Origin of the sequence: Lacticaseibacillus zeae DSM 20178 = KCTC 3804 (genome assembly GCF_000260435.1) — a bacterium.
Taxonomy (GTDB): Bacteria; Bacillota; Bacilli; order Lactobacillales; family Lactobacillaceae; genus Lacticaseibacillus; species Lacticaseibacillus zeae.
The window spans coordinates 1-22012 of sequence record NZ_BACQ01000062.1; the positions used below are offsets into that span (position 1 = coordinate 1).

General features: G+C 49.7%; 20 protein-coding genes. 14 read left to right on the forward strand and 6 right to left on the reverse strand.

Annotation, left to right across the window (positions count from 1 at the left end; genetic code table 11):
- The first annotated feature begins 402 nt into the window (after positions 1-402).
- The 9 genes from GSO_RS12400 (at position 403) to GSO_RS12440 (ending at position 7712) form a co-directional block, all read left to right on the forward strand.
- The gene (locus GSO_RS12400) at positions 403-723 is read left to right on the forward strand and encodes a thioredoxin family protein (protein WP_010492686.1); all 321 of its coding nucleotides are present in this window, start codon (positions 403-405) and stop codon (positions 721-723) included.
- Positions 720-1496: a threonine/serine exporter family protein gene (locus tag GSO_RS12405; RefSeq protein ID WP_010492688.1), complete on the forward strand. Its 777-nt coding sequence runs from the start codon at positions 720-722 to the stop codon at positions 1494-1496. Before GSO_RS12400 ends, GSO_RS12405 begins: the two co-directional genes overlap by 4 nt.
- Positions 1497-1513: 17 nt before the next feature.
- A complete protein-coding gene (locus GSO_RS12410) occupies positions 1514-1972 on the forward strand; it encodes a threonine/serine exporter family protein (RefSeq protein WP_010492690.1) in 459 nt (152 codons plus the stop codon).
- Between the two features lie 692 nt (positions 1973-2664).
- The gene (locus GSO_RS12415; protein WP_010492692.1) at positions 2665-3858 is read left to right on the forward strand and encodes an ABC transporter substrate-binding protein; all 1194 of its coding nucleotides are present in this window, start codon (positions 2665-2667) and stop codon (positions 3856-3858) included.
- Between the two features lie 35 nt (positions 3859-3893).
- The gene (locus GSO_RS12420) at positions 3894-4772 is read left to right on the forward strand and encodes a branched-chain amino acid ABC transporter permease (protein WP_029345603.1); all 879 of its coding nucleotides are present in this window, start codon (positions 3894-3896) and stop codon (positions 4770-4772) included.
- Between the two features lie 4 nt (positions 4773-4776).
- Positions 4777-5730, forward strand: coding sequence for a branched-chain amino acid ABC transporter permease (locus GSO_RS12425; RefSeq protein WP_010492695.1), 954 nt, complete (start codon positions 4777-4779; stop codon positions 5728-5730).
- Entirely contained in the window at positions 5727-6512 is a 786-nt protein-coding gene (locus tag GSO_RS12430) for an ABC transporter ATP-binding protein (RefSeq protein WP_010492696.1), read from the forward strand. The genes GSO_RS12425 and GSO_RS12430 overlap by 4 nt, the downstream gene beginning before the upstream one ends.
- On the forward strand, positions 6505-7218 hold the full coding sequence (locus tag GSO_RS12435) for an ABC transporter ATP-binding protein (RefSeq protein WP_010492698.1): 714 nt from the start codon (positions 6505-6507) through the stop codon (positions 7216-7218). The genes GSO_RS12430 and GSO_RS12435 overlap by 8 nt, the downstream gene beginning before the upstream one ends.
- Before the next feature lie 170 nt (positions 7219-7388).
- On the forward strand, positions 7389-7712 hold the full coding sequence (locus tag GSO_RS12440; protein WP_010492700.1) for a MazG nucleotide pyrophosphohydrolase domain-containing protein: 324 nt from the start codon (positions 7389-7391) through the stop codon (positions 7710-7712).
- A 125-nt stretch (positions 7713-7837) separates the two neighbouring features.
- Here GSO_RS12440 and GSO_RS12445 read toward each other — a convergent pair whose 3' ends face one another.
- Together GSO_RS12445 and GSO_RS12450 are read right to left on the reverse strand one after the other, a co-directional pair.
- A complete protein-coding gene (locus tag GSO_RS12445) occupies positions 7838-8740 on the reverse strand; it encodes an alpha/beta hydrolase (protein ID WP_010492703.1) in 903 nt (300 codons plus the stop codon).
- On the reverse strand, positions 8733-10049 hold the full coding sequence (locus tag GSO_RS12450; RefSeq protein ID WP_010492705.1) for a PTS sugar transporter subunit IIC: 1317 nt from the start codon (positions 10047-10049) through the stop codon (positions 8733-8735). Before GSO_RS12450 ends, GSO_RS12445 begins: the two co-directional genes overlap by 8 nt.
- 457 nt (positions 10050-10506) lie before the next feature.
- Here GSO_RS12450 and deoC point away from each other — a divergent pair, with 457 nt between their 5' ends.
- From deoC to msp1, 4 genes are all read left to right on the forward strand, one after another.
- Positions 10507-11181: a deoxyribose-phosphate aldolase gene (gene deoC, locus GSO_RS12455; protein ID WP_010492706.1), complete on the forward strand. Its 675-nt coding sequence runs from the start codon at positions 10507-10509 to the stop codon at positions 11179-11181.
- 1 nt (position 11182) lies between these two features.
- A complete protein-coding gene (locus tag GSO_RS12460) occupies positions 11183-12373 on the forward strand; it encodes a phosphopentomutase (protein WP_010492708.1) in 1191 nt (396 codons plus the stop codon).
- A gap of 26 nt (positions 12374-12399) precedes the next feature.
- Positions 12400-13116, forward strand: a complete 717-nt coding sequence (gene deoD / locus GSO_RS12465; protein WP_010492710.1) for a purine-nucleoside phosphorylase — start codon at positions 12400-12402, stop codon at positions 13114-13116.
- Positions 13117-13307: 191 nt separating this feature from the next.
- On the forward strand, positions 13308-14720 hold the full coding sequence (gene msp1, locus GSO_RS12470) for a cell wall hydrolase P75 (RefSeq protein ID WP_010492712.1): 1413 nt from the start codon (positions 13308-13310) through the stop codon (positions 14718-14720).
- A 240-nt stretch (positions 14721-14960) separates the two neighbouring features.
- On the opposite strand, the gene GSO_RS12475 is transcribed toward msp1, so the two are convergent.
- The 4 genes from GSO_RS12475 to GSO_RS12490 form a co-directional block, all read right to left on the reverse strand.
- Positions 14961-16325 (reverse strand): FAD-dependent oxidoreductase, encoded by a 1365-nt coding sequence (locus tag GSO_RS12475; RefSeq protein WP_010492715.1) that lies wholly within the window; start codon positions 16323-16325, stop codon positions 14961-14963.
- A 132-nt stretch (positions 16326-16457) separates the two neighbouring features.
- Positions 16458-17294 carry a sce7725 family protein gene (locus tag GSO_RS12480; protein WP_010492717.1) on the reverse strand — a complete coding sequence of 279 codons (837 nt, stop codon included), beginning with the start codon at positions 17292-17294 and terminating at the stop codon, positions 16458-16460.
- Positions 17291-17971 (reverse strand): hypothetical protein, encoded by a 681-nt coding sequence (locus GSO_RS12485; protein WP_010492719.1) that lies wholly within the window; start codon positions 17969-17971, stop codon positions 17291-17293. Before GSO_RS12485 ends, GSO_RS12480 begins: the two co-directional genes overlap by 4 nt.
- Entirely contained in the window at positions 17949-20336 is a 2388-nt protein-coding gene (locus GSO_RS12490) for an ATP-dependent DNA helicase (RefSeq protein ID WP_010492721.1), read from the reverse strand. Before GSO_RS12490 ends, GSO_RS12485 begins: the two co-directional genes overlap by 23 nt.
- Before the next feature lie 342 nt (positions 20337-20678).
- On the opposite strand from GSO_RS12490, the gene GSO_RS12500 reads away from it, so the two are divergent.
- On the forward strand, positions 20679-21971 hold the full coding sequence (locus GSO_RS12500) for an ABC transporter substrate-binding protein (RefSeq protein ID WP_010492723.1): 1293 nt from the start codon (positions 20679-20681) through the stop codon (positions 21969-21971).
- Positions 21972-22012 lie beyond the last annotated feature (41 nt).

The window sequence follows — 22012 nt, forward strand, 5'->3', positions numbered from 1 at the left end:
AAGATAAGATCCGGTCATATGACTGGGTCTTTTTTTGGTGAGCGCGAGCCGGCGCGTTTAGGAGTCGGAGTGTAAGTGGCCTTGGGCGTGATGGCGGTCTTTGCCATTGCGACCAAGGTCCTTACACGCAGACTCCTGCGCCGGGGAGCGCGTTATGGAGTAAGACACGTTTTAAACAGCCTCGGTCGTGATGGCCTGGGCTTTGGCCATAGCGACCAAGGCCACTTACATGCAGATTTCTGCGACTGCAAGCGCGTTATAGAAACCTGAGCAAGACATCAAGCCTGCCCCAAATAAAATGAAATTCATAACTCACCACTAACAGGAAATCAAAAAATAATCTTGAAACAACAGTACCATGCGTGCTACATTGCAGAAGCAAGCGGAAAAGGGGGCCATAAAATGCCGGTGAACGCGACGAAAGAGACACTAAAGGAGTTGACCGCTACTGGAACGGTGGTTGTCGACTTTTGGGCGCCGTGGTGTGGGCCTTGTAAGGTGCTTGATCCGATTTTAAGTGCGCTTGAAAAAGAACTGTCAGGGCTAAAAGTAGTGCGCTATAACGTGGAGGCGGATGCTTCGGTGCCGCAAACATTGGGAATCATGTCGGTGCCGACAATAGTAGTCTATCAACAAGGACAACCAAAAGAAAAAGTGAGTGGCGTTTATGCCAAAGAAAAATTGAAGCGTTACTTTGAAAAGAAGTTAGAGGCAGCGCGATGACACATTCAATTGAACAAGAAAAAAACCAAACTCCAAATCGTGTCTTAGCTACCTGCCTTTTAGCCGGGCGAATTATGATCGAAGGCGGTTCGGAAATGTATCGGGTGGAAGACACGATGCGCCGAATCGCTTTTAACGCTGGTCAACCGCAAACTTTGGTGTTCACGACGCCAACTGGGATTTTTGCGAGTATTGAAAATCAACCGTATATTCAGGAACGGCCGATTAGCAAACGCTCGATTGATATGGAAAAAGTCTCACGGGTGAATCAGCTTTCCCGATCGTTTGCTGCCAAAGAAATTGACTTGGATGCATTATATGCGGCACTGCTTAAATTAGATCAGAATACGCCGTTTTTTCCAATTTGGTGGCAGGTGATCGGTGCCGCCGTTGTCAGTTTGACCTTAATGGTTTTATTTGCGCAAAAATACAACTGGTTTGATATGCCTTTGGCGGCGTTGGTTGGCGCACTTGGTTTTTGGGTGAATATCAAGGTGAATGCCTTAACAAATATCCGCTTTATCAGTGAATTACTCGGCGCTTTGGTTGTCGGATTAACGGCATGGATCGGTGTTAAATTGGGGTTAGGTCATGATCTGGATGACATTATCATCGGTGCGATTATGCCGCTGGTGCCGGGTGTGGCGATTACCAATTCGATCCGGGATATGTTGGCCGGGCACCTGCTGTCCGGCATGGCGCGCGGAATGGAAGCAATCTTAAGTGCCTGTGCAATCGGTGTTGGAATTGCCATAATATTTCGTTTCTTTTAGTAAAGGAGGCAGTGCTTTTGCCGTGGTTTGTTGCGTTATTGATCCAGCTATCTTTTAGTTATTTAGCAACCGTTGCGTTTGCGGTGATTATTAATGTTCCACGCAAAGCACTGAACCTTGCTGGCTGGGCTGGCATGATGGGCTGGCTGGCATACTGGCTATTGATGGAGGCAGGCATTGGCCGGATGATGGCTAACTTGACCGGTGCCTTTGTCATTGGTGTATGCGGCATCTTCTTTGCGCGTTATAAAAAAATGCCGGTCATTATCTTCAACATCCCGGGATTTGTCCCGTTGGTGCCAGGCGCCGTTGCCTATCAGGCGGTTCGCGCCGTGGTGATGGGGCAGTTGGATAGTGCTTTGCAATATGTCAGTCGCGTGATCATGATTGCCGGGGCGATTGCGGTCGGTTTCATGTTGGCCCAACTCTTGTCAGAATTGTTGTATAAACAGGCAGTCTTGAAGCCGAAAAAGTGATATACTGTTTATATGCGATGAGTCGAGTAAGCACGGTTCTTGTGCTGAAAGTTGCAGCTGACTGGTTAAAAGCCACCCGCCGGATTGTGGGGTCAGCGATCTCAAGGTTGTGGAGCCAGCGAGATCCTATCCAAGTTAAATTGGGTACTGTAAAAATTGGCAGTCAAGCTTAATGCTTGGCTGCTTTTTTTCGTTGCATTTAAAGTTAGCTGTTTTCGGCTTGTTTTTAAAAAGCCGCAACGAGTTATGACGGCTTCCCGTTTTATTAATAGAATTATGAGAAACTCCCCTCGATTTTAGTTACATTTCACATTTTGACGGCGCCCGGAGAATGGTTGAACCGCGATATATCGGCTATTCCAACTGGACACTCAAAAAATTAAAAAATTAAGTTGACTTTTTGCGTGAATCCAATTAGTATTCTAACCAATCATTAATTTTAACGGGAGAAGGCGAGTCAATGTCATCTATGTGTATGTCATCTAAAAAGCGCAATATTCGTCAAAGCATATGCTTAGTCTTGTTGTTGATGCCAGGAACCCGACAGTTTGATCGTTAATGATCAGCGTATCGAGCCCCGTTTTCGTATTGACAGTGGGGCTGATACTTGGCACCCATTCGTCGGAATGGGTGCCTTTTTGTTAAAGATTAATGAAAATTACTAGGGATGTTGAAAAAGAGGGGGAACCAAAGTGAAAAAGAGTGTTGTGAAAGCCTTGATTGGTGCTGGGGTTGTTGCCATGTCCATGCTGGCACTGACTGGTTGTGCGACCAAGAGTGCGGCGAACAAAGGAAATACTGCGGGCAATACCATTGAGATCGGCGTAAATATGGAACTGTCCGGTGCCGTAGCTGGTTATGGCGAGCAGGAAAAGCAAGGAGTCGAGCTGGCAGTTAAGCAGATTAATGCCGCTGGCGGCGTGAAAGTTGGCAACAGTAAGAAAAAGCTGACAGCAGTTTATCGGGACAACAAATCTTCAACCAACGGCGCGGCAGCGGTTGCGGCGCAGTTGGCGAATAACGAGAAGGTCGTTGCTATCGTCGGACCGGCAACTACTAATAATGGAACGGCTTCAATTCCAAATGTCACCAAAGCAGCGGTGCCAATGGTGGGGCCAAGCGCAACGGATCCTAATTTCACCTTGCAGAAAAACGGTCAGGTGCAGCCTTACGTTTTCCGCGCCTGTTTTACAGACACCTTCCAAGGACAAAAAGCCGCGGTTTTTGCCGATGACACGCTGAAAGCCAAAAATGTGGCAATTATTGCCGATAACTCAACGGATTATGGGACCGGTTTGACCAAAGCGTTTAAGAAGAAGTTTACCGGCAAGGTTGTAACCACGGAATATTATCAATCAGGCGATAAAGATTTCAATGCCATGTTGACGAATATTAAAAACAAGAAGATCGATGCGATTTATGCACCGGGTTACTATTCCGAACTGGGACTGCTGATTAAACAAGCGCGTCAGTCAGGGATCAAGGTGCCGATCATTGGGGCAGATGGCATGGCCGATCCTAAACTGGCCCAGATTGCCGGCAACGAAAATGCGACCGATGTTTATTACACCACGCCATTTTCAACACTGGGGGCTAATCGTAGTTCGCTGGTTAAGACGTTTATGAACAATTATCAAAAGCAATACAACGCGAACGCACCGACATTTTCTGCGCTAGCTTATGATTCGGTTTACATGATCAAGCAAGCCATCGAAGATCAAAAGTCAGCGGACTCGGCAAGCATTGCGAAGGGACTGGCGAAAATCAAGAATATGCCTGGCGTGACTGGGACAACCAGCATTGATAGCAAGCATAATCCGGAAAAACCGATTGCAGTTGAGGAATTGACTCAAGGCAAGATCACGAAGGCCTATACCGTTAAATAGGCGTTTTCCACAATTCTGGGAAGGGGGCACCAACTTTGCAGACCATGATGCAACAAATGATCAATGGACTTTCACTCGGCAGTATCTATGCCTTGCTTGCGCTGGGCTACACCATGGTCTATGGGATCATCAAGTTGATCAACTTCGCTCATGGCGATATTTATATGCTCGGCGCGTTTTGGGGTTATTACGCGATTAATTTTTTACACTTAGGGTTTGTTGCCGCTTTATTATCTGCGATGGTGATGGCCAGTCTTTCAGGAGTTTTAATCGAGTATCTGGCGTATCGGCCATTGCGTAATTCACCGCGCATCGCTGCTTTGATTACCGCGATCGGCGTATCGTTTTTCCTTGAAAATGGCATGTCATTCCTTTTTGGCGCCAATGCCCGGAATTTTCCGCAAGTGATTACAACCAAAACTTATTATGTGTTCGGTGTGGGGATTTCCAATGTGCAACTGCTGATTTTATCCACATCGTTGCTGCTGATGGTGCTGTTACAATTCATCATTAAGCAAACCACGATGGGGAAGGCGATGCGCGCGGTCGCGGTGGATCCGCAGGCGGCACAACTAGTTGGAATTAATCCGGATCATGTTATCTCTTTCACCTTTGCGTTGGGCTCTGCGTTGGCAGGGGCAGCGGGCGTTATGATCGGACTTTATTACAACTCGATCGATCCTTTGATGGGGATGGTGCCTGGGATCAAGGCGTTTGTCGCGGCGGTTGTCGGCGGCATCGGCTCGGTGCCGGGTGCGGCAGTCGGCGGCTTCCTGATCGGGTTGCTGGAAACCGGCGTGCAGGCCATTGGGTTATCGGCTTACAAGGATGCGGCGGTTTATCTGGTTCTGATTTTGGTGCTGGTGGTTTTGCCGGCGGGCTTGTTCGGCAAACGTCAACGGGAGAAGGTGTGAGCGCATGCTAAAAAACTTACGCAGCAAATTAATCTGGTTGGCGATCATGGTTAGCGGCTTTGTTCTGATCAATGTTGGCGAATTAACCGGTGTGATCAATGCCTTTATTGAAAATGCCTTGGTGACAGTTGGCATTAATATTATTTTGGCAGTTGGTTTAAATCTGATCATCGGGTTTTCGGGTCAATTTTCGCTAGGACATGCCGGGTTCATGGCCATCGGTGCCTACGCGACGGCGATTGTGACCCAAAATATGGCCACACCGCTTGGCTTTTATCTGGCGATGGCGCTGGGGATGGTGATTGCGATCGTGGCGGCGTTGATTGTTGGCATTCCGACTTTGCGACTGCGCGGCGATTACCTGGCCATTGCGACCATGGGAGCGGCGGAAATTATTCGCGTGGTGATTAACAATCTGAAAATCACCAACGGCCCTGCTGGTATGTTCAACATTCCGCCGCTGGCATCATGGCCAACGGTTTATGTCTTGATGTGCGTGACAACAGTAGTCATCGTCAACTTCATTCATAGTCGGGCTGGACGCGCCGTGATGGCAATTCGCGATGATGACATTGCGGCCGAATCGATCGGGATTAACCCGACCAAATGGAAACTGGCTGCGTTTGTGTTAGGCGCCGCGACTGCCGCGATTGGCGGATCGTTGCATGCCAGCTATTTGCAAACCATTGCGCCAGGGGACTTTGGCATTATGAATTCGATCTCACTGCTCATCATTGTGGTGTTGGGCGGTGTCGGTAGTATGACCGGAACCTTTGTGGCGGCGATTGTCTTGGGGATCATCGACACGGCGTTACAGAATTTTGGCACGCTCCGGATGGTGATTTATGCACTCGCCTTGATTTTGCTGATGGTCTTCAAGCCGTCCGGGCTACTGGGACACTACGAGCTTTCTTTTGGGCGTAAACGGCGCGCGCGAAAGGAGGCGGCATCCTCATGACGAATCAGCTTGTAATCGATCATGTCAGTAAAGTGTTTGGTGGGCTAAAAGCAGTCGCCGATGTGAGTTTGACCATTGAGCAAGGTACGTTAATCGCGTTAATCGGTCCAAATGGGGCTGGCAAAACCACCTTGTTCAACATGTTGACCGGTGAATCCGGGCCGACGACCGGGAAAATAACCTTAACGACGTCTAACGGCGATGTCGATATTACCAAAAAGAAGGCGTACCAAGTTGCCAAGTTAGGCGTTGCCCGAACCTTTCAGAACATTCGGTTGTTCGGCGCCATGTCAGTGAAGGAAAATGTGCTGGTGGCCAGAACCCATCTGTACCACGAAGATTTTCTTGGAACGGTTTTACGCTTGCCGCAATTTTATCAACGGGAACATGACGTCGGATCTGCGGCTGATGAGTTACTGGACTTTTTTGAACTAGCCGACGTCGCAGATGAACCCACGGCGAGTTTGCCTTATGGGACCCAACGGCGGGTGGAAATTGTTCGCGCCGTGGCAACTAAGCCACAGTTATTATTTTTGGACGAGCCAGCAGCAGGGATGAATCCGGAAGAAACGGCTGATTTGAGTCGGCTGATCGCCCGGGTGCGGGAGCATTTTGGCATTACCGTGGTGCTGATTGAACATGATATGTCGTTGGTGATGAATCTGGCCGAATATATTTATGTGTTGGACCACGGCGCGATGATTGCCGAGGGAACCCCGCAAGTGATTCAACGCGATCCGCAAGTTATTCGGGCCTATCTAGGAGGTGACGTGCATGCTTGAGATCAAAGATCTAGTGGTTAATTATGGCGGGATCCAAGCGGTCAAAGACGTCAGCTTCCGCGTTCACACTGGCGAAATTGTGGCGCTGATCGGTGCGAACGGTGCGGGTAAAAGTACCATCTTGAAAACGATCTCAGGTCTGTTGCGGCCGCGCTCCGGAACGATTTTATATGAAGATAAAAACATCGTGGGCATGGCGGCCGCTAAAATCGTAAAAATGGGGGTCTCGCAAGTGCCAGAAGGCCGGCATATCTTTGCTGGGCTGACGGTCAGCGAAAACTTGCAGATGGGTGCGTTCGGTCTCAAAGACAAGCAAGCTGCCAGCGACCAGTTGGCGGTGGTTTACGATCGGTTTCCGGTTCTAAAGGAACGGCTCAATCAAGACGCCGCAACCCTGTCCGGTGGCGAGCAGCAGATGCTGGCGATGGGGCGTGCACTCATGGCGCGGCCGAAGCTTCTTTTACTAGACGAGCCGTCGATGGGCTTGTCGCCGATTTTCATTCAAGAGATCTTCGACATCATTACCAAAATCAACGAACAAGGAACTACGGTTTTGTTAATCGAACAAAATGCCAAGCAGGCGTTAGCGATCGCAAATCGCGGGTATGTTTTGGCCAGTGGAACAGTGAAGTTGACCGGCACGGGTGCGGAATTGCTGGCTGATCCCGCGGTTCAGGCAACTTACCTGGGTGCACAGCCAACTTGATTGTGGGCAGAAAATCAAAATTCCATTATTTTGGATAGGTGGCCATGGGCTGCCTATTTTTTCAAAAAGTATGGCTTCGACAACTATGCTGGCGTAGTATGGAAAACGAATGTAATTTTTAAACAAGGTCGTCAGGAGATACGTTGTGAACGACATTAGGAGGATGAAAATTGACATTAACCGAACACCAGCATTGGCTAGTTCACTTTTACCAGAAGCACAATTGGTACGCTTATAGTCCCTTCATCCGCCTTAATTTTCTGACCGAAGAAACCGGTGAATTGTCGCAGGCGATTCGAGCGTTGGAAATTGGCCGCGATCATCCGGGGGAACCGGTTAAAAGTCAGCATGCCTTGGATGCCAATTTGAAAGAAGAATTGGCGGATGTTCTCGATCAAGTTCTGATTCTAAGCGACAAGTTTGGTATTGATCCGGAAAGTTTGCTTGAACAAAGCGAACGAAAGCTGACGCAGCGGTTTAAGCGCCATGCGTGAAGCCATGAGTCTTGCCAGCTAGTTTAGACTTTTATGAATCGGATCGCATAACTAGCAAAAAAACAGGCCGACCGCAATTGCGATTGACCTGTTTTTTAAATGCTTCAATTATCGCGGCTTGTTCATCAAGGATTCTGACTGCCGTCACGTGGCGCTGGGCCGACACCGCGACCGCTACCACCTTGACCCGGACGAACGCCTTGTTGATTTGGTGTTGCGACCATGTACTGACTGATCAGACTAACAATTTGCCGGTTTTGCGGCAAGGCGCTGTGGTTGGCGTCATCGCCAGAAACTGTAATCTGGGTGTAGTGGGCAACCTGATTTTGGAAAATATACTTACCGGCTTCGACACTTTCGATTGGCACAGTACCGTCGCCATCAAGATTTTCGGTTCCGGCAATCGAGTAAACGGTTAAGGTGCTTGGCAACTTATCGCGACTGGTCATGAAGTCGTTCAACATCTGGGTGCGGTTGTTCGGATTACTTTCTTCAAGATTATACGGCGTTCCGATCGTCATGAGCCGGGTCATCTGCACGTCGGACTCGTTGTAATATTTTTCGAGAAAAAGCGTGAAAATGAGGCCGCCGTTACTGTGGCCAATGCCGCGGAAACGGTTGAAGTTATACGTTTTGGCGAGCTGCTTGAAGGCGATATTAAACCATGCTGCCTGTTTTTTGATATTGTTGTAGCCGTCCTTGTTGTTTTCGAACGCAACGACGATGTACGGCTCGGTGTCGCGCGCAGCGATTTTGCCGCTATAAGTCAGCGTGCCGTTCGTTTTCACTGTGATTTTCAAAAGGCTGTGACCGTTTGTTTGATTATTGAGTTGCGTGATTAAAGTGTTGAAGCGGTCTTCAGTCGCCGAACTCCCGGGAATTAAGATGATAGGCTGCATCCGCGAATTATGGACGACCCGCGCCGATTTGACGTTTTGGGCCATCCATTTGGTTGCAGGGAACACAACCGCGCCAATCGCAAGAATGCTGAAAAGAATAAGCAGCCATCTGCGCCAGTGTTTAATCATGATGATCACCGACTTTCGCTGATTCAAGACTGACGGTTTCGGCCAGCCGGACAAACGGCGCATAAATCAATACCGAGACGATTAAGCAGATCACGGCCACTACTAAGGCGACCAGATTGCCATTCGTGCCAAGAAACGCTGCCAAGGGTCCCGGTGTGGTAGTCGGCACCGTGTAAACCGAAGGCGGCATGAGACGCAGGCGGATAGCAACCCAGGCGATTGCCATGTTAACCAAGGGCGTGATCAAAAACGGCACTAACAGAATCGGATTAAGGGTTACCGGCCATCCGATCATCACAGGTGAACTAATATTGACCAAACCCGGCAGAAGCGATAGCCCGGCAATCCGCCGTAATGGTTTGGACCTACCTACCCAAAGTGTCGCAATAATCAACGCTAATGTCATGCCAACGCCGCCAAAGCTGGCAAACGGATGGTAAATGGTATTCATGGTGATCGGGTTAGGCACGTTGAACAAATTAGCGTGTTCCAGCGCATAGTTTAAGTTCGCCGTGCCAGTCGTACTTCCTGACTGCACCATCAATGGATTAATGGGGCCTTCAATCCCGCCCCACCACATAAGCGCATTGATCGTTGTGACCAGTGCGAGCCGAAGCGACACATGTGGTATGTTCGCAGCCGGTACTTGAAAAATGACATAGAAAAGGCCGATAAATCCTTCTGTTGACACAAGACTAAGGCCGTAAGTGATCGCGACACAACTAATCAGGATCAGCAGAGTCAACCAGGTACCACGCAACCCGCGACTGATCAGGCCGGCGATGGTGTAGTGCTGTGAAGGTTCTTCAAAATCAGCGCGGGTGAAGCGAAACAGCCAGCCGATCAGCAAACCGAAAACAATTGCGACGAATAAGCCACGGTAGCCGAAGTTGTTCATCTGAAATGGTGACTGAGCGTTACGCTGCGCATTAAAATTCAGGATCAAAAAAGCACCGACGCTGGTGAGCGCCGCCAGTGAATCGTCTTTTTTATAAGACCGGGCAATATACTTTGCAACGAAAAAGGCAGCCATAACGGACATCAGGTCAACGGTCACGGTTTCAATGATCAGCAAAAGCGTGCGGATTTGGTTGTAGTGAGGGATGACATTGTCGAGATTATAGATAACCGCAAAAAAACCATTGCGTGAAAAGACATTTAGTTCCAGCATCTGGGCCCACGCGCCGACCATGACAAAGGGGAAAATGACAGCAAAAGTTTGCTGAAGTGCACGATAAATGCGGTTATGCCGCAATCGAACACTGTTTGCCACGAGCATGGGAAGCAATCTTTGCATGAGATTGCTCATTACTGCCATCTCCCTTAATTTTTATTTGATGAAGTTCTATTAAGGTTATTCTAACAAATATTAGTGTAAGCGAGTAGCTTTAAGCCGGAATCTTAACGGGTTTAATGAATTGCTGAAAAAGCAGGCATGAAAACTTATTTTCCAGAATGCAAGGGTTTCCGTACCATGGTATTCTTAAGTCAGGACAGTAAACGGAAACGCGTTCGCTGGCGCAGAAACCTGCGTGTAAGGACCTTGGTCGCAATGACCAAAACCGGGTCATCACGCCCAAGGCCGCTTACACTTCGGTTTCTAAGCGCGCCAGCTCACGCTCTACTGAAACGCGTTCGCTGGCGCAGAAACCTGCGTGTAAGGACCTTGGTCGCAATGGTCAAAACCCGACCATCACGTCCAAGGCCACTTACACTCCGGTTTCTAAGCGCGCCAGCTCACGCTCTTAATTCTTGGAGGCGTAAAAATGAATAAGAACGAAAAACCATTGGCAAAATATATTGATCACACCTTATTGAAACCGGATGCAACGCAGGACGAGATTGATGTCGTTTTGGATCAGGCAAAGCAGTATGATTTTGCCTCGGTTTGCATCAATCCTTATTGGGTTGCGCGAGCCGCGGCCAGCTTACACGATACGGATGTCAATGTTTGCACCGTGATTGGATTCCCACTTGGCGCCAATATAACGCAGACCAAAGTTTTTGAAGCCGGTCAGGCGCTTGATGAAGGCGCAAAGGAAGTCGATATGGTCTTGAACATCGGCGAACTAAAAGCAGGCCATGATGACCATGTTCGCGCCGATATTCAGGCAGTTGCCGATATGACCCATGCAAAAGGCGGCTTGTTGAAAGTCATCATTGAAGCGGTTTTGTTGACTGATGAAGAAAAAGTAACGGCTTGCAAGTTGGCGGCTGCTGCCGGCGCTGATTTTGTTAAGACGTCAACTGGCTTTGCTGCGGGCGGGGCAACGGTTCATGATGTTGCGCTTATGCGGCAGACAGTCGGCGATAAGCTGGGTGTTAAAGCTGCTGGCGGTATTCACTCCTATGCCGAAGCCAAAGCGCTGATTGAAGCCGGCGCTGATCGGCTAGGGGCAAGTGCCGGGGTACAGATTTTGAAAGAAGCGGGTGAGGCATAGTATGGCATTTGAGCGAATTATTACCATTGTTTTAGACTCGATCGGCATTGGCGAAGCGCCGGATGCAGCAAAGTTTCATGATACAGGCGCCGATACGCTTGGTCACATCGGCGATTATTTTGACGGGAAACTTGCGCTGCCAAACTTACAGGCGATCGGACTGGGCAATATCGCGCGGCAAACGCCAATTGCTGGCGTCGGGCCATTGGGGAGTCCCAGCGGCTATTTTGGCAAAATGGCGGAGATTTCTGCCGGTAAAGATAGTATGGACGGCCACTGGGAGATGATGGGTCTACCGGTCACCGAACCGCTTGGCTATTTTCCTGACGGCTTCCCGGCCGATTTGATTAAACAAATCGAGGACTTTTCCGGACGCAAGGTGATTCTTAATAAGCCGTATTCCGGCACCGAGGCCATCAAGGATTATGGCGAGCAGCAGTTGAAAACCGGCGATCTCATTGTTTATACGTCGGGTGATTCAGTGCTACAGATTGCCGCGCAGACTGATGTGATTCCGCTTGAAGAGTTGTATCGGATTTGCCGCTATGTTCGCAGTATCACCATTGATGCCCCTTATCGAATCGGCCGGGTCATCGCTCGCCCATATGTTGGCACCGATCCGACAACCTTCACCCGGACTAGTGACCGTCACGATTACACGTTGCAGCCGGATAAGCCGACGGATCTCGATCGCTTGCAAGGAGCTGGCGTACCGACTTATGGTATCGGGAAAATCAATGATATTTTCTCGGGACAAGGCTTGGACGATGGCGTGCACACCGTCAGCAACACAGACGGCATGGACAAAACGATTGAAGCGGCGAAATCTGACCGTAAAGGGTTTATTTTCACGAATCTGGTCGACTTCGACGCCATGTATGGCCACCGGCGTAATGCCCAAGGTGATGGCGAGGCGTTAATGACGTTTGACCGCCAGCTGGGCGATTTGCTGACGGTCTTACGGCGCGACGATTTACTCATGATCACGGCTGACCACGGGAACGACCCGACTTTCCGCGGGACGGATCATACGCGCGAATATGTGCCATTGTTGGCTTACAGCAAGCAATTCGTTGGCAATGGTGATTTGGGTGTCCGTTCACCGTTTGCTGATTTAGGCGCCACGATTCTCGACAATTTCGGCGTCCGCGGCAATCAGGTCGGCCAATCATTTCTGAGCTTGTTAAAATAACACAACCCAGCGAAAGGGGATCAAACATGAGTACACATATTGCAGCTCCAAAAGGCGCCATCGCGGATGTGGTGTTGCTGCCGGGCGACCCATTGCGCGCCCAATATATTGCCGAGAACTTTTTGGAAAATGCGACGCGCTACAACACCGTTCGCAATGCGTTTGGCTTTACCGGAACCTTTGAAGGCCGGCGCGTGTCGGTTCAGGCAACAGGGATGGGCATTCCATCGATTTCGATTTATGTCAACGAGTTGATTCAGGATTATGGCGTCAAAACGCTGATTCGCGTGGGTACGGCTGGTGGCATGGGGAAAGAAGTCAAGGTTCGCGATGTCGTGTTGGCGCAAGGCTCATCGACAGACAGCAGCATCATTTTGAATACCTTTGGCGCTGGCGTGTACTTTGCGCCTTTGGCAGACTTTCAGCTATTACGCGAAGCAGCAAATTTGGCAGATGACAGTTCGATCCGCTACCATGTTGGTAATGTACTAGGCGAAGACCGCTTCTACAATGATGAGATGGATCGCCAAAAGCTGATTGACTACGAAGTTCTGGCCACCGAAATGGAGACACCGGCGCTGTACCTGCTCGCAGCCAAGTTCCATGCGCAGGCGTTATCAATCCTGACTGTCTCGAACCATTTAATCACAGGCGAGGAAACTACCGCTCAAGAGCGTCAGACCAGCTTCAATGACATGATCGGATTAGCACTCGGCGTGGCTAAAAAGGTTCCTGTACGTTAAATAACATATAAATTTTATGTATACCAGCGATGGTGCTTCAATCAAATTTTGGTTGTAACAGCAATTTAATATGCGAACAGGTGGGAAACGTGTTATTCTGTATATGGTTTCTTAAGAAAAGGTAAATGACAATTGAATTGTAAAACTCAGTCTCATGCAATTATTCAGTCTAGGAATGGAGGAGTACATACATGGTAAAATCTAAAAAAGTATGGTCAGTAACGGCGGGCTTTGTTGGTGCTGCCGGTCTGGCGGCTTTAGCAACCGGTGCTAATACTGTTTCCGCATCAACAACCGGAACAGTTAACTACAAGACCGGTGCAACCACCGTATGGAATAGTCCATCATGGAACCACGTAAAACGCTATGTAACGTTTGGCGACACGGTGCAGCTATTAGGTAAGACAGTTGACCACAATGGGGCCACCTGGTACAAGGTTGGCGACAACCAGTGGATCCCTGAGCTCTATTTGAACGTTGACGGGAAGACTGCCCAAGTTGAAGCACCAGCATCAACTGCCAGTCAGGCACCAGCTAGCCAAGCACCGGCATCCCAGGCACCGGCAAGTCAAGCGCCTGCCAGCCAGGCGGCACCTGCAACGACTCCAGCAGCTACACAAAGTGCCAACATCCAACTTTATGTTAAGAATGTTGGCTCGGCTGTGACGGTTTGGGCAACGCCTGCATACGGTCGGGCAACGGGTCAGTATCTTGAAGGCCAGCAGTCAGTTACAGCTGTGGCTCAACAGCAAGCAAACGGTGAGACCTGGTACCAGCTTTCCAACGGTGGCTACGTACCTGCACGCTTTGTCAGCACGACACCTGTAGCAGCGGCACCGCAATCCACAGCACCTCAGTCGACTGCGTCAAGCGCAGCTGCGCAACCTGCACAGTCTGCTGCATCCCAGGCACCTGCCTCAAGTTCAGCAGCACAACCAAGTCAAGCGCCAGCATCCCAGGCGCCGGCTTCTAGTGCAGCATCGTCAGAAGCAAGCCAAGCTCCGGTATCACAAGCGCCTGCTTCAAGCTCAGCTGCTGAAAGTCAGGCTCCGGCAGCATCCCAGGCACCAGCTTCGAGTTCTGCTACGCAACCGGCACAGACAAGTCAAGCGCCGGCATCATCAGCAGCACCGCAGGCCCAAACAGTGCAAGTAAACAATACCAACGCAAGTAATAATGTGCAGGCGCAACCAGCAGCTTACTCAGCACCTGTAGCGCCAGCCGCAACTGACACCTCACGCTCGGCCAAGGTTCAGGCAGTTATCGCGGTTGCTGAACAGCAAATCGGCAAGCCATATATCTGGGGCGGTAAAGGTCCTACAGGCTTCGATTGCTCCGGCTTAATGTACTATGCATTCCTTCATGGTGCAGGGGTTAACATCGGCGGTTGGACCGTACCACAAGAATCTTCAGGTACGCAAGTTTCGCTGGACGCCCTTCAACCAGGTGACTTACTCTTCTGGGGCAGTCATGGGTCAACATACCACGTTGCGCTTTACATCGGCGGCGGTACCATGATCCAAGCACCGCAACCAGGTGAAAATGTTAAGTACACCGCAGTACAGTACTTCACACCTGATTTTGCGGTTCGTCCGAACCTGTAAACTTAAATTGAATTATCTTTTTCAAAGAAGAGCGTCTTTTAGCGAGGCGTTCTTTTTGTTTAGCTTTTATTTCGGTATTTATGTGGCCAATTTGGATTGCCATTATTTAACTTTATAATGACTAGGAAATCCCCACACCTTCTTACATCCGAGATTAGGAGTCAAAAAACCCTCAGGGCAGTTGTTCCCCGAGGGTTTAAATATTTATGTGACGCGGAGGTGAAAATGCTCAGTCAGAGCTTAAGCCACCGGTTCTTTATCCGCCGCATTAGCCTTCTCAACCGCCGCCATCGCCACAGCGTTGACCCAGTTGATCGGCTGGTCGAAGTTTGGCTGGAACAGCATGTCGACCATAGCGAGGGTTTCGATGGTCATGTGGGTTTGGATGGCCAAGGAGATGACGTTGGCGCTTTGGCTGATGTCGTGTTTGGAGAAGAATGCGCCGCCTTTAACCTCGTGCGTCTTCGGATCCCAGGTCAGGCTGCACAGAACCGGTGTGGTGGTCAGCATGAAGTCTGGGCGATAGTCTTGTTCAATGGTGACGCTATCAAGTTCAAGCCCGCGTGCCTTGGCGCCTTCGGTTGTGAGACCGGATGCGGCAATGGCATGATCAAAAAGTTCAACTGCCGAACTTGCCTGTGTGCCGAGGTACTTCTCAGTCGGTGCCACAATGTTTTTGCCAACCAGAATGCCTTGACGAACAGCGTTGGTTGCCAGTGGAATATAGTCATGCTTGCCCGTTGGATTATAATGCACAGCCGCGGTGTCCCCAGCGGCAAAAATAGCTGGATCACTGGTTTGCATGTAGGCATCGGTGATGATGGCGCCATTTTGCAAGGTGTCGAGATGATCTTTAAGCAAGTCGGTGTTTGGCCGGAAGCCGGTGCATAAGATCGCAATGTCAGCGGTGTAGGTACCCTTGTCAGTTGTGACTACAGTCTCACCTTGATCATTTTTCGCGAAGCTGGTGACCATTTCGCCGAGTGCCAAGTGAACGCCATGATCGGTGTAGAGTTTTTCAACGCGATCGGTGATGGTGGCGTCAAAGTTCTTTGCCAACACCCGCGGCAGACCGTCGATTAACGTAACCTGCTTATCAGTGACGGCATATTGTTCAGCGAGTTCGGCACCGATATAGCCGGCACCGATGACAATCGCACTCTTGATGGTTGGCGCCAGATCTTTTAAGGTTTTGGCATCTTGCCAGTTCTTGCACAGGTGAACATCCGTGTCATGAATGCCCGGGATGTTTGGAACGATTGGAGTAGAACCGGTGGTGTAAACCAGTTTGTCATAAGTATCAGTGGTGACCTCGCCAGTGTTTAGATCCTTGACTTCAACGGTTTTGGCGTCAGGATCAACGCTTAGGACGTCATGCTCCATTTGCATATTGGCGCCAAGCTTGGCAAGTGCTTCAGGGCTGGAATAGAACATTTTGTTGGGATCGCTGACATGATCACCGACCCACAAGGCGATGCCACAGGAGAGAAACGACAGGTTGTTGTTGCGCTCGTAAACGGTGACGTCTGCATCTGGGTGGTCGGTTAGAATCTGTTGGGTCGCAAACGTACCAGCATGGGTGGCACCGATAACAATAATTTTCATAGATAGAACGCTCCTTTGCGTTTTTGATAATGATTTCACAAAGAAAGTGTAACACAATTAATTGTGCGCGGCTAGATTGCAAGGGACCTTTTTTGTGAAAAAATAGTTAAGAAGCGTTTTCACCTTGTGCTGTTAATCTTGCAGCCAGCGGCCGATCATCTCTAAATGGTGCATCAGTTGAAACTTTCGGACGACGCCTAGGCCGGGGAAATGGTGATCGGCAGCGGCCTTCATGAGTGCCGCTACTCCAGCTGTTTGTGCTTGGGGATGATAGGGCAGCCAGGCGGCGAGTTGCGTGAGTATTTCGAAAAATTTGGCTTGTGGGTTGGTGAAATTTTCATTATTGACGGAGACAAAATGATGCAGTCGTAGGGAGCCATCAGTTGCGGGGTAGACTAAGTGGATCGCCAAGGCGCGTTGAGGGAAGCCGTGCTCAAAGTAGTCTGAGGTAGCGAGCGGATAGTCGGCAAAGCCAACGCCGGGCAACATGTCGGGTGGGTATTGATAAAACTCGTCTTGCAGCAAGCCGTACGCCGACGTATGCGAATAGACGGTGAAATGGTCATTGAGATACACGGCGCGCCGCAGAGCTAACTGCCGAACCCGTGCTTCATCCGGCACTAAGGCGAGTTGGCGGCGTGCCAGCAGTTTGGCCTGGGCAGCGGTGGTGGCAATGATCAATGGTGCTGGCTGGGCATCAAAAATCCGCGCGACTTGCACTGATGGACTCAACATCTGCAAGTGCCGCGGCGTTGCCAATAATCGATAGGTGCCGACTTGCGGATTCTGAATGACGTAGGCCGTGTGGGCAGTTTTCGTTAGTGCCTGCGTGGTCTTGGTCAAGCCGGGGATGTCTTTGACAGGTTCAAGCACCGGAATGACGGTCGCAGGTAGTCGCTGGCTGTTCGCCAAGGCGGTGATCGCTGCCAAGTCGTATAATTTTCCGCGAATGATAGGGAAATAGTTCATGATAAGCGATCCATTTTCAATGTTACCACTTCCGCATTGAGGGCGTCGACTTCTTCTTGAAGCGCAGTGATGGTCGTGTTGTTGAGGTCATCGACAAACTGGTCATAAAGATTTTTATCAGGATGATAAATGTCATAGTCAGCGGTTCGTTTTCGCAGTTCAGTAAACAATTCCGCAGTGGAAAATTGTCCGAGTCCCTTGGCGACTTGCTTGGCTTTGACGACTTCACGATTCAGACTGGCGATGAAATGATCGGTTAATTGTTCTTCCGCGACCTGTAAGCTCTGGCGTCGCGCCGGTTTAGCGATTGTCAGTGTACCAGGTGTGCTCACTGGAACGGCACTGGCAGCAATGGCCGCCTTGGAGAACGGATGGTAGACGAAGACGCCGATACCGGCTGGGATTTCAGCAGCGACCACTTGATAAAGCCGCTGTGGTAACACGAAATAATTATAATGGCCGATAAAACTCAAGCGAGCCTGACTGTGGAAGTCCGCTTTCGTGACTTTTAGCTCAAAACAGCGCCAAATCGTCTCATTTTCCTGTTTTTGCCGCACCAAGGTGTCCACAATGCCGTAATCATCGGGCATCGTGACTTCTTCAACAGCAGTGGCACCTTGTTCTTCCCAATAGGCATACAACGTCTTTTCTAGATCACGCGTGAGTTGGGTTTTCATGATGCGCCTCCCAAAAGTGAGTGAGTAACTGAGCGAGCTGCGCCGGATTGCGACTAACCTGAGCATGTGTCCAGTGGTCCGGAAACAGGCGCGCATAGCGAGGGGTCACAAACCGTTCATCGATGAGCAAAATAACCCCGACATCCTTAGCGCCACGAATGACCCGGCCACCCGCCTGCAAAACATTGTTAAAGCCAGGCAGTTGATACGCGTAGGCAAATCCCTGGCCTGCATTTTGATCAAAATAATCCCGCAACTGATCGGTTTCCGCATTGAGTCCCGGTAAGCCGACCGAAACAATGGCGACGCCGATCAGCTGGGCACCGCGCAGATCAATGCCTTCTGCAAAAATACCGCCAAGAACGGCAAAGCCAATCACTGGTTCATGGCCGGCTTTGAAATGATCAAGAAAAGCTTGGCGATCCGCTTCGGTCATGGCATTTTCCTGCACACAGGTTTTAAGTGTGGGATTGGCAGCGGTAAACGCGGCATAAGCAATTTTTAAATAAGCATACGACGGGAAGAAGAAAAGATAATGCCCTTTTTTGGCGCTGACTAAGGTTGTGAGACTCGCAATCAGCTGCGGCAGGTCTTGCTCGCGCCGGCGATACGTGGTGTTGACGCTGGTGTCGACGATGATAGCCTGATTCTTTGGGTCAAACGGCGACGGTAAGGCGTAGGTCAGACTATTGTCAACGCCGCCGAGTAACTTTTGAAAATAAGGCATCGGCGATAAGGTGGCAGAAAACAACACGGCACCGCGGCCTTTTTTCAATGATTCATCGACAAAATGTGATGGATCCAGGCACAATTCCTTGACTGTGACAACGCCATGATCCTTAGTAATCTCGGTTTTGAACGTCTCATCGTAAAAATCGCCAATGCGTAAATATTGATTCGCCAGGAAGAAAACCGGTAACACGAGATCAACGGCGGGCTGCAAGGCGGGCGTTGGCGGTTCGGCTAACCAATCGTGGACCGTTTCCGTGAACTTGGCGAGGACATTGGTAAGGTCATCAAGCGGGGCTTCTTCAAAGACAGGTGATTGTTTCATTAACCGCTGATCGGCGATGGCTGACAGGGTATTCACGATCCGGGTGATGGCGCGCCGCAGCTTGGTGAGTGCCGCACCTTTATAAGGAACGAGCGCCTGCTTGAGATTGGTAAAGTCCTGATCGGTGATGCTGGCAGTATACATGTCCCGTGCCCGACTCACGAGATTATGGGCTTCATCGACTAAGAAAAACTGACTGTCATCGGCATCGCTAAAGAACCGCTGTAAAAAGACCAATGGATCAAACAAATAATTGTAATCGCAAATAATGACATCACAAAACAGGCTGGCGTCTAACGAAAATTCAAATGGATCGACCGTGTGTTTTCGCGCGTAGGCTTCGATGACAGACCGAGTGATTTGGTCCTCGTGTGCCAGCAGGTCATGCAGTGCCGGTTTTAAGCGGTCGTAATAGCCCAGCATGTAAGGATTTTGACTGGGATCGTCTGGCTCATCGGCAAAAGTGATCGTGTCTTTGGCCGTCAGCGTGATGCTTTTCGCCTTAAGCCCCGAGCCTGCCATCAACGCCATTGCCTGCTCAGCTACACGCCGGGTACTTTGCTTGGCGGTTAAATAGAACGCCCGCTGAATCAAACCGCTGCCCATAGCTTTGACGGTTGGAAAAAGCGTCGAAATCGTTTTGCCGGTACCAGTGGGTGCTTGGACGAAAAGGCGCGCGCTGCTGTAAATGGCTTTGTAAACGGCGGCGGCGAATTCGTGCTGGCCGGCGCGATATTCGGGAAACGGAAAATCAAGCGCATCAATCGACTCATTGCGGCGCTTGATGATGTCGCTGCGTAACTTAAGCCAATCGGTGAACTCTGTCAGTAAATCCGTGAAATCATCGGCCAACTCGGCGGCCGTTTTGGTTTCAGTGAAACGGCTGATAGTGTCAGTACTGGTTTGCACATACACTAAGGTAATGGTCGCGTGATCAAGGTGACGTTGTTGACAAAGTAAGTGACCATAAATGCGTGCTTGGGCCCAGTAGCGATCTTTGGTATTTTGGGGGCAATCTTCCCATGGCCGGGCGCTGGTTTTGATTTCTTCAACGGTTAATGTCTTGTCGCCATCGGTCCAGACCCCATCGGCGCGGCCTTCGAGCTGGTAATCTTCATCTTCGACGGTAACCGTGGTTTTCAAATAGACTTCTTTTTCGTAATCCGGCTCACGGTGAGCCGCCTGCAATTTGCGGTGGATTTGGCTGCCGATGATGGCGGTATTATTTGAATTGCTGGTAATCGGGTTGAGATCGCCGGTACGAACGGTTAATTCAACAAATTCCCGAATGCCAATACGATTATGCGCCATCATCGGACCTCCTAAGCGTGAGCCGGCGCGTTCAGGAGTCGGAGTGTAAGTGGGCCTTGGGCGTGATGGCCCGGGCTTAGGCCATTGCGACCAAGGTCCTTACACGCAGACTCCTGCGCCGGTGAGCGCGTTAATGCCGTACTCAAATACAATTAGCTTTAAGTATAGAACATACATTCTGTTTGGGGAAATGGCTAACATAATATTATCAATGAATTCCGGGTGTTCCTTGGTTTTTATTTTAATTAGAGGCATAATAAGGGGTGTCAAGACATATGACAAATACGGCGGCTTGCAAACACTGTCGATCGGTAAGCCGCGACATCAAATGAGGGACATAAGATGAAGAAGACTAGTTTCTGGCGTTTGTTAGGTTTTTTGGGTGCGATTTTGGTCTTGTTGACCGCTTGCGGTAAGCAGAGCTCAGCAGCAAAATCGTCGTCATCCAGTGCACCAGTAAAAATTACATACTGGCACCGGATGACAGGTTCGTATGACAAGGCATTGAACAAGCTCATCACGAAGTTCAATCAAAGTCAAAAGAAGTACAAAGTGGTCGCAACGTCACAGGGATCTTACAACGCGCTGCAGCAAAAGATTATGGCTGCGGGCAAATCCAAAACTCTGCCGACGATGGCTCAGTCGCCTTATACCAACATTGGCGACTATGTAAAGAACCAATTGTTGTTACCGTTCGACCCTGAAATGTTGAGCGGTTCGGATAAGTTGAGCAGTAGTCAACTTAAGGATATTTACCCGAGCTTTTTGGCCGCCGGGAAGTATAAAGGTAAATACTACGGTCTGCCATTCTCGGTTTCGACTTCGGTGCTTTTTTATAACAAGCGTCTGATGTCACAATATAATATCAGTATGCCAAAGACATGGGCGGACTTTGCGGCTGATCAGGATAAGTTAAAAGGGACGGACATTAACGCTGTCGAGCTGGATCAAAGCTACGATGTTCCGTTAGAAGGGATGGCTTACGGTGCAGGTAGTCAACTGATTACACCAAAGCTAAAAGCCAACCTGAATGCACCGAAGACGTTGGCCGCCGTCAATCAGATTCTTGATCTGCGCAAGAGCGGCGCATTGAAGACAGCAGGCGAAGATCAGTACTTCAGCGTCCCGTTCGCAAATGGTAAAGCCGTCTTTGGAATTGGCTCATCAGCCACCGTTCCGGTCTTATTACAACAGGCGCCCAAGGATCTTGAATGGGGAACGGCTGTGATTCCTGAATATGAAGGCAAGCGCAGCAATCCATTAAACGGAAACTACAATGTCTTGTTCAAAGGTGCATCCAAGGCGCAACAAGCCGGCGCATGGGCATTCCAGAAATTCTTGTTGAAGTCGGAAAATGCTTCACAGTGGGCGATGGATTCCGGTTATGTACCAGTTACCAAGAGTGCATCTAACAGTACGACCTTTAAGAATTACCTGAAGAAACACGAGCAATACAAAGCAGCGGTTTCTGCCGTGCCGCAAAGCTTTGCATCAACCGTCTTTGCTGGCTACACAGATTACCGCAACGACCTTATGAGCACAGTTGACAGTACCTTGACGAAAAACGTCAGTGGCGAAACCGCGTTTGATCAGTTGCAGAAGCAGACTGAGAAGATTTTAAAAGAAAATCAGTAATGGTATTCCACTAGGTTAGTGGTACCCTTCATAGTCTAAAA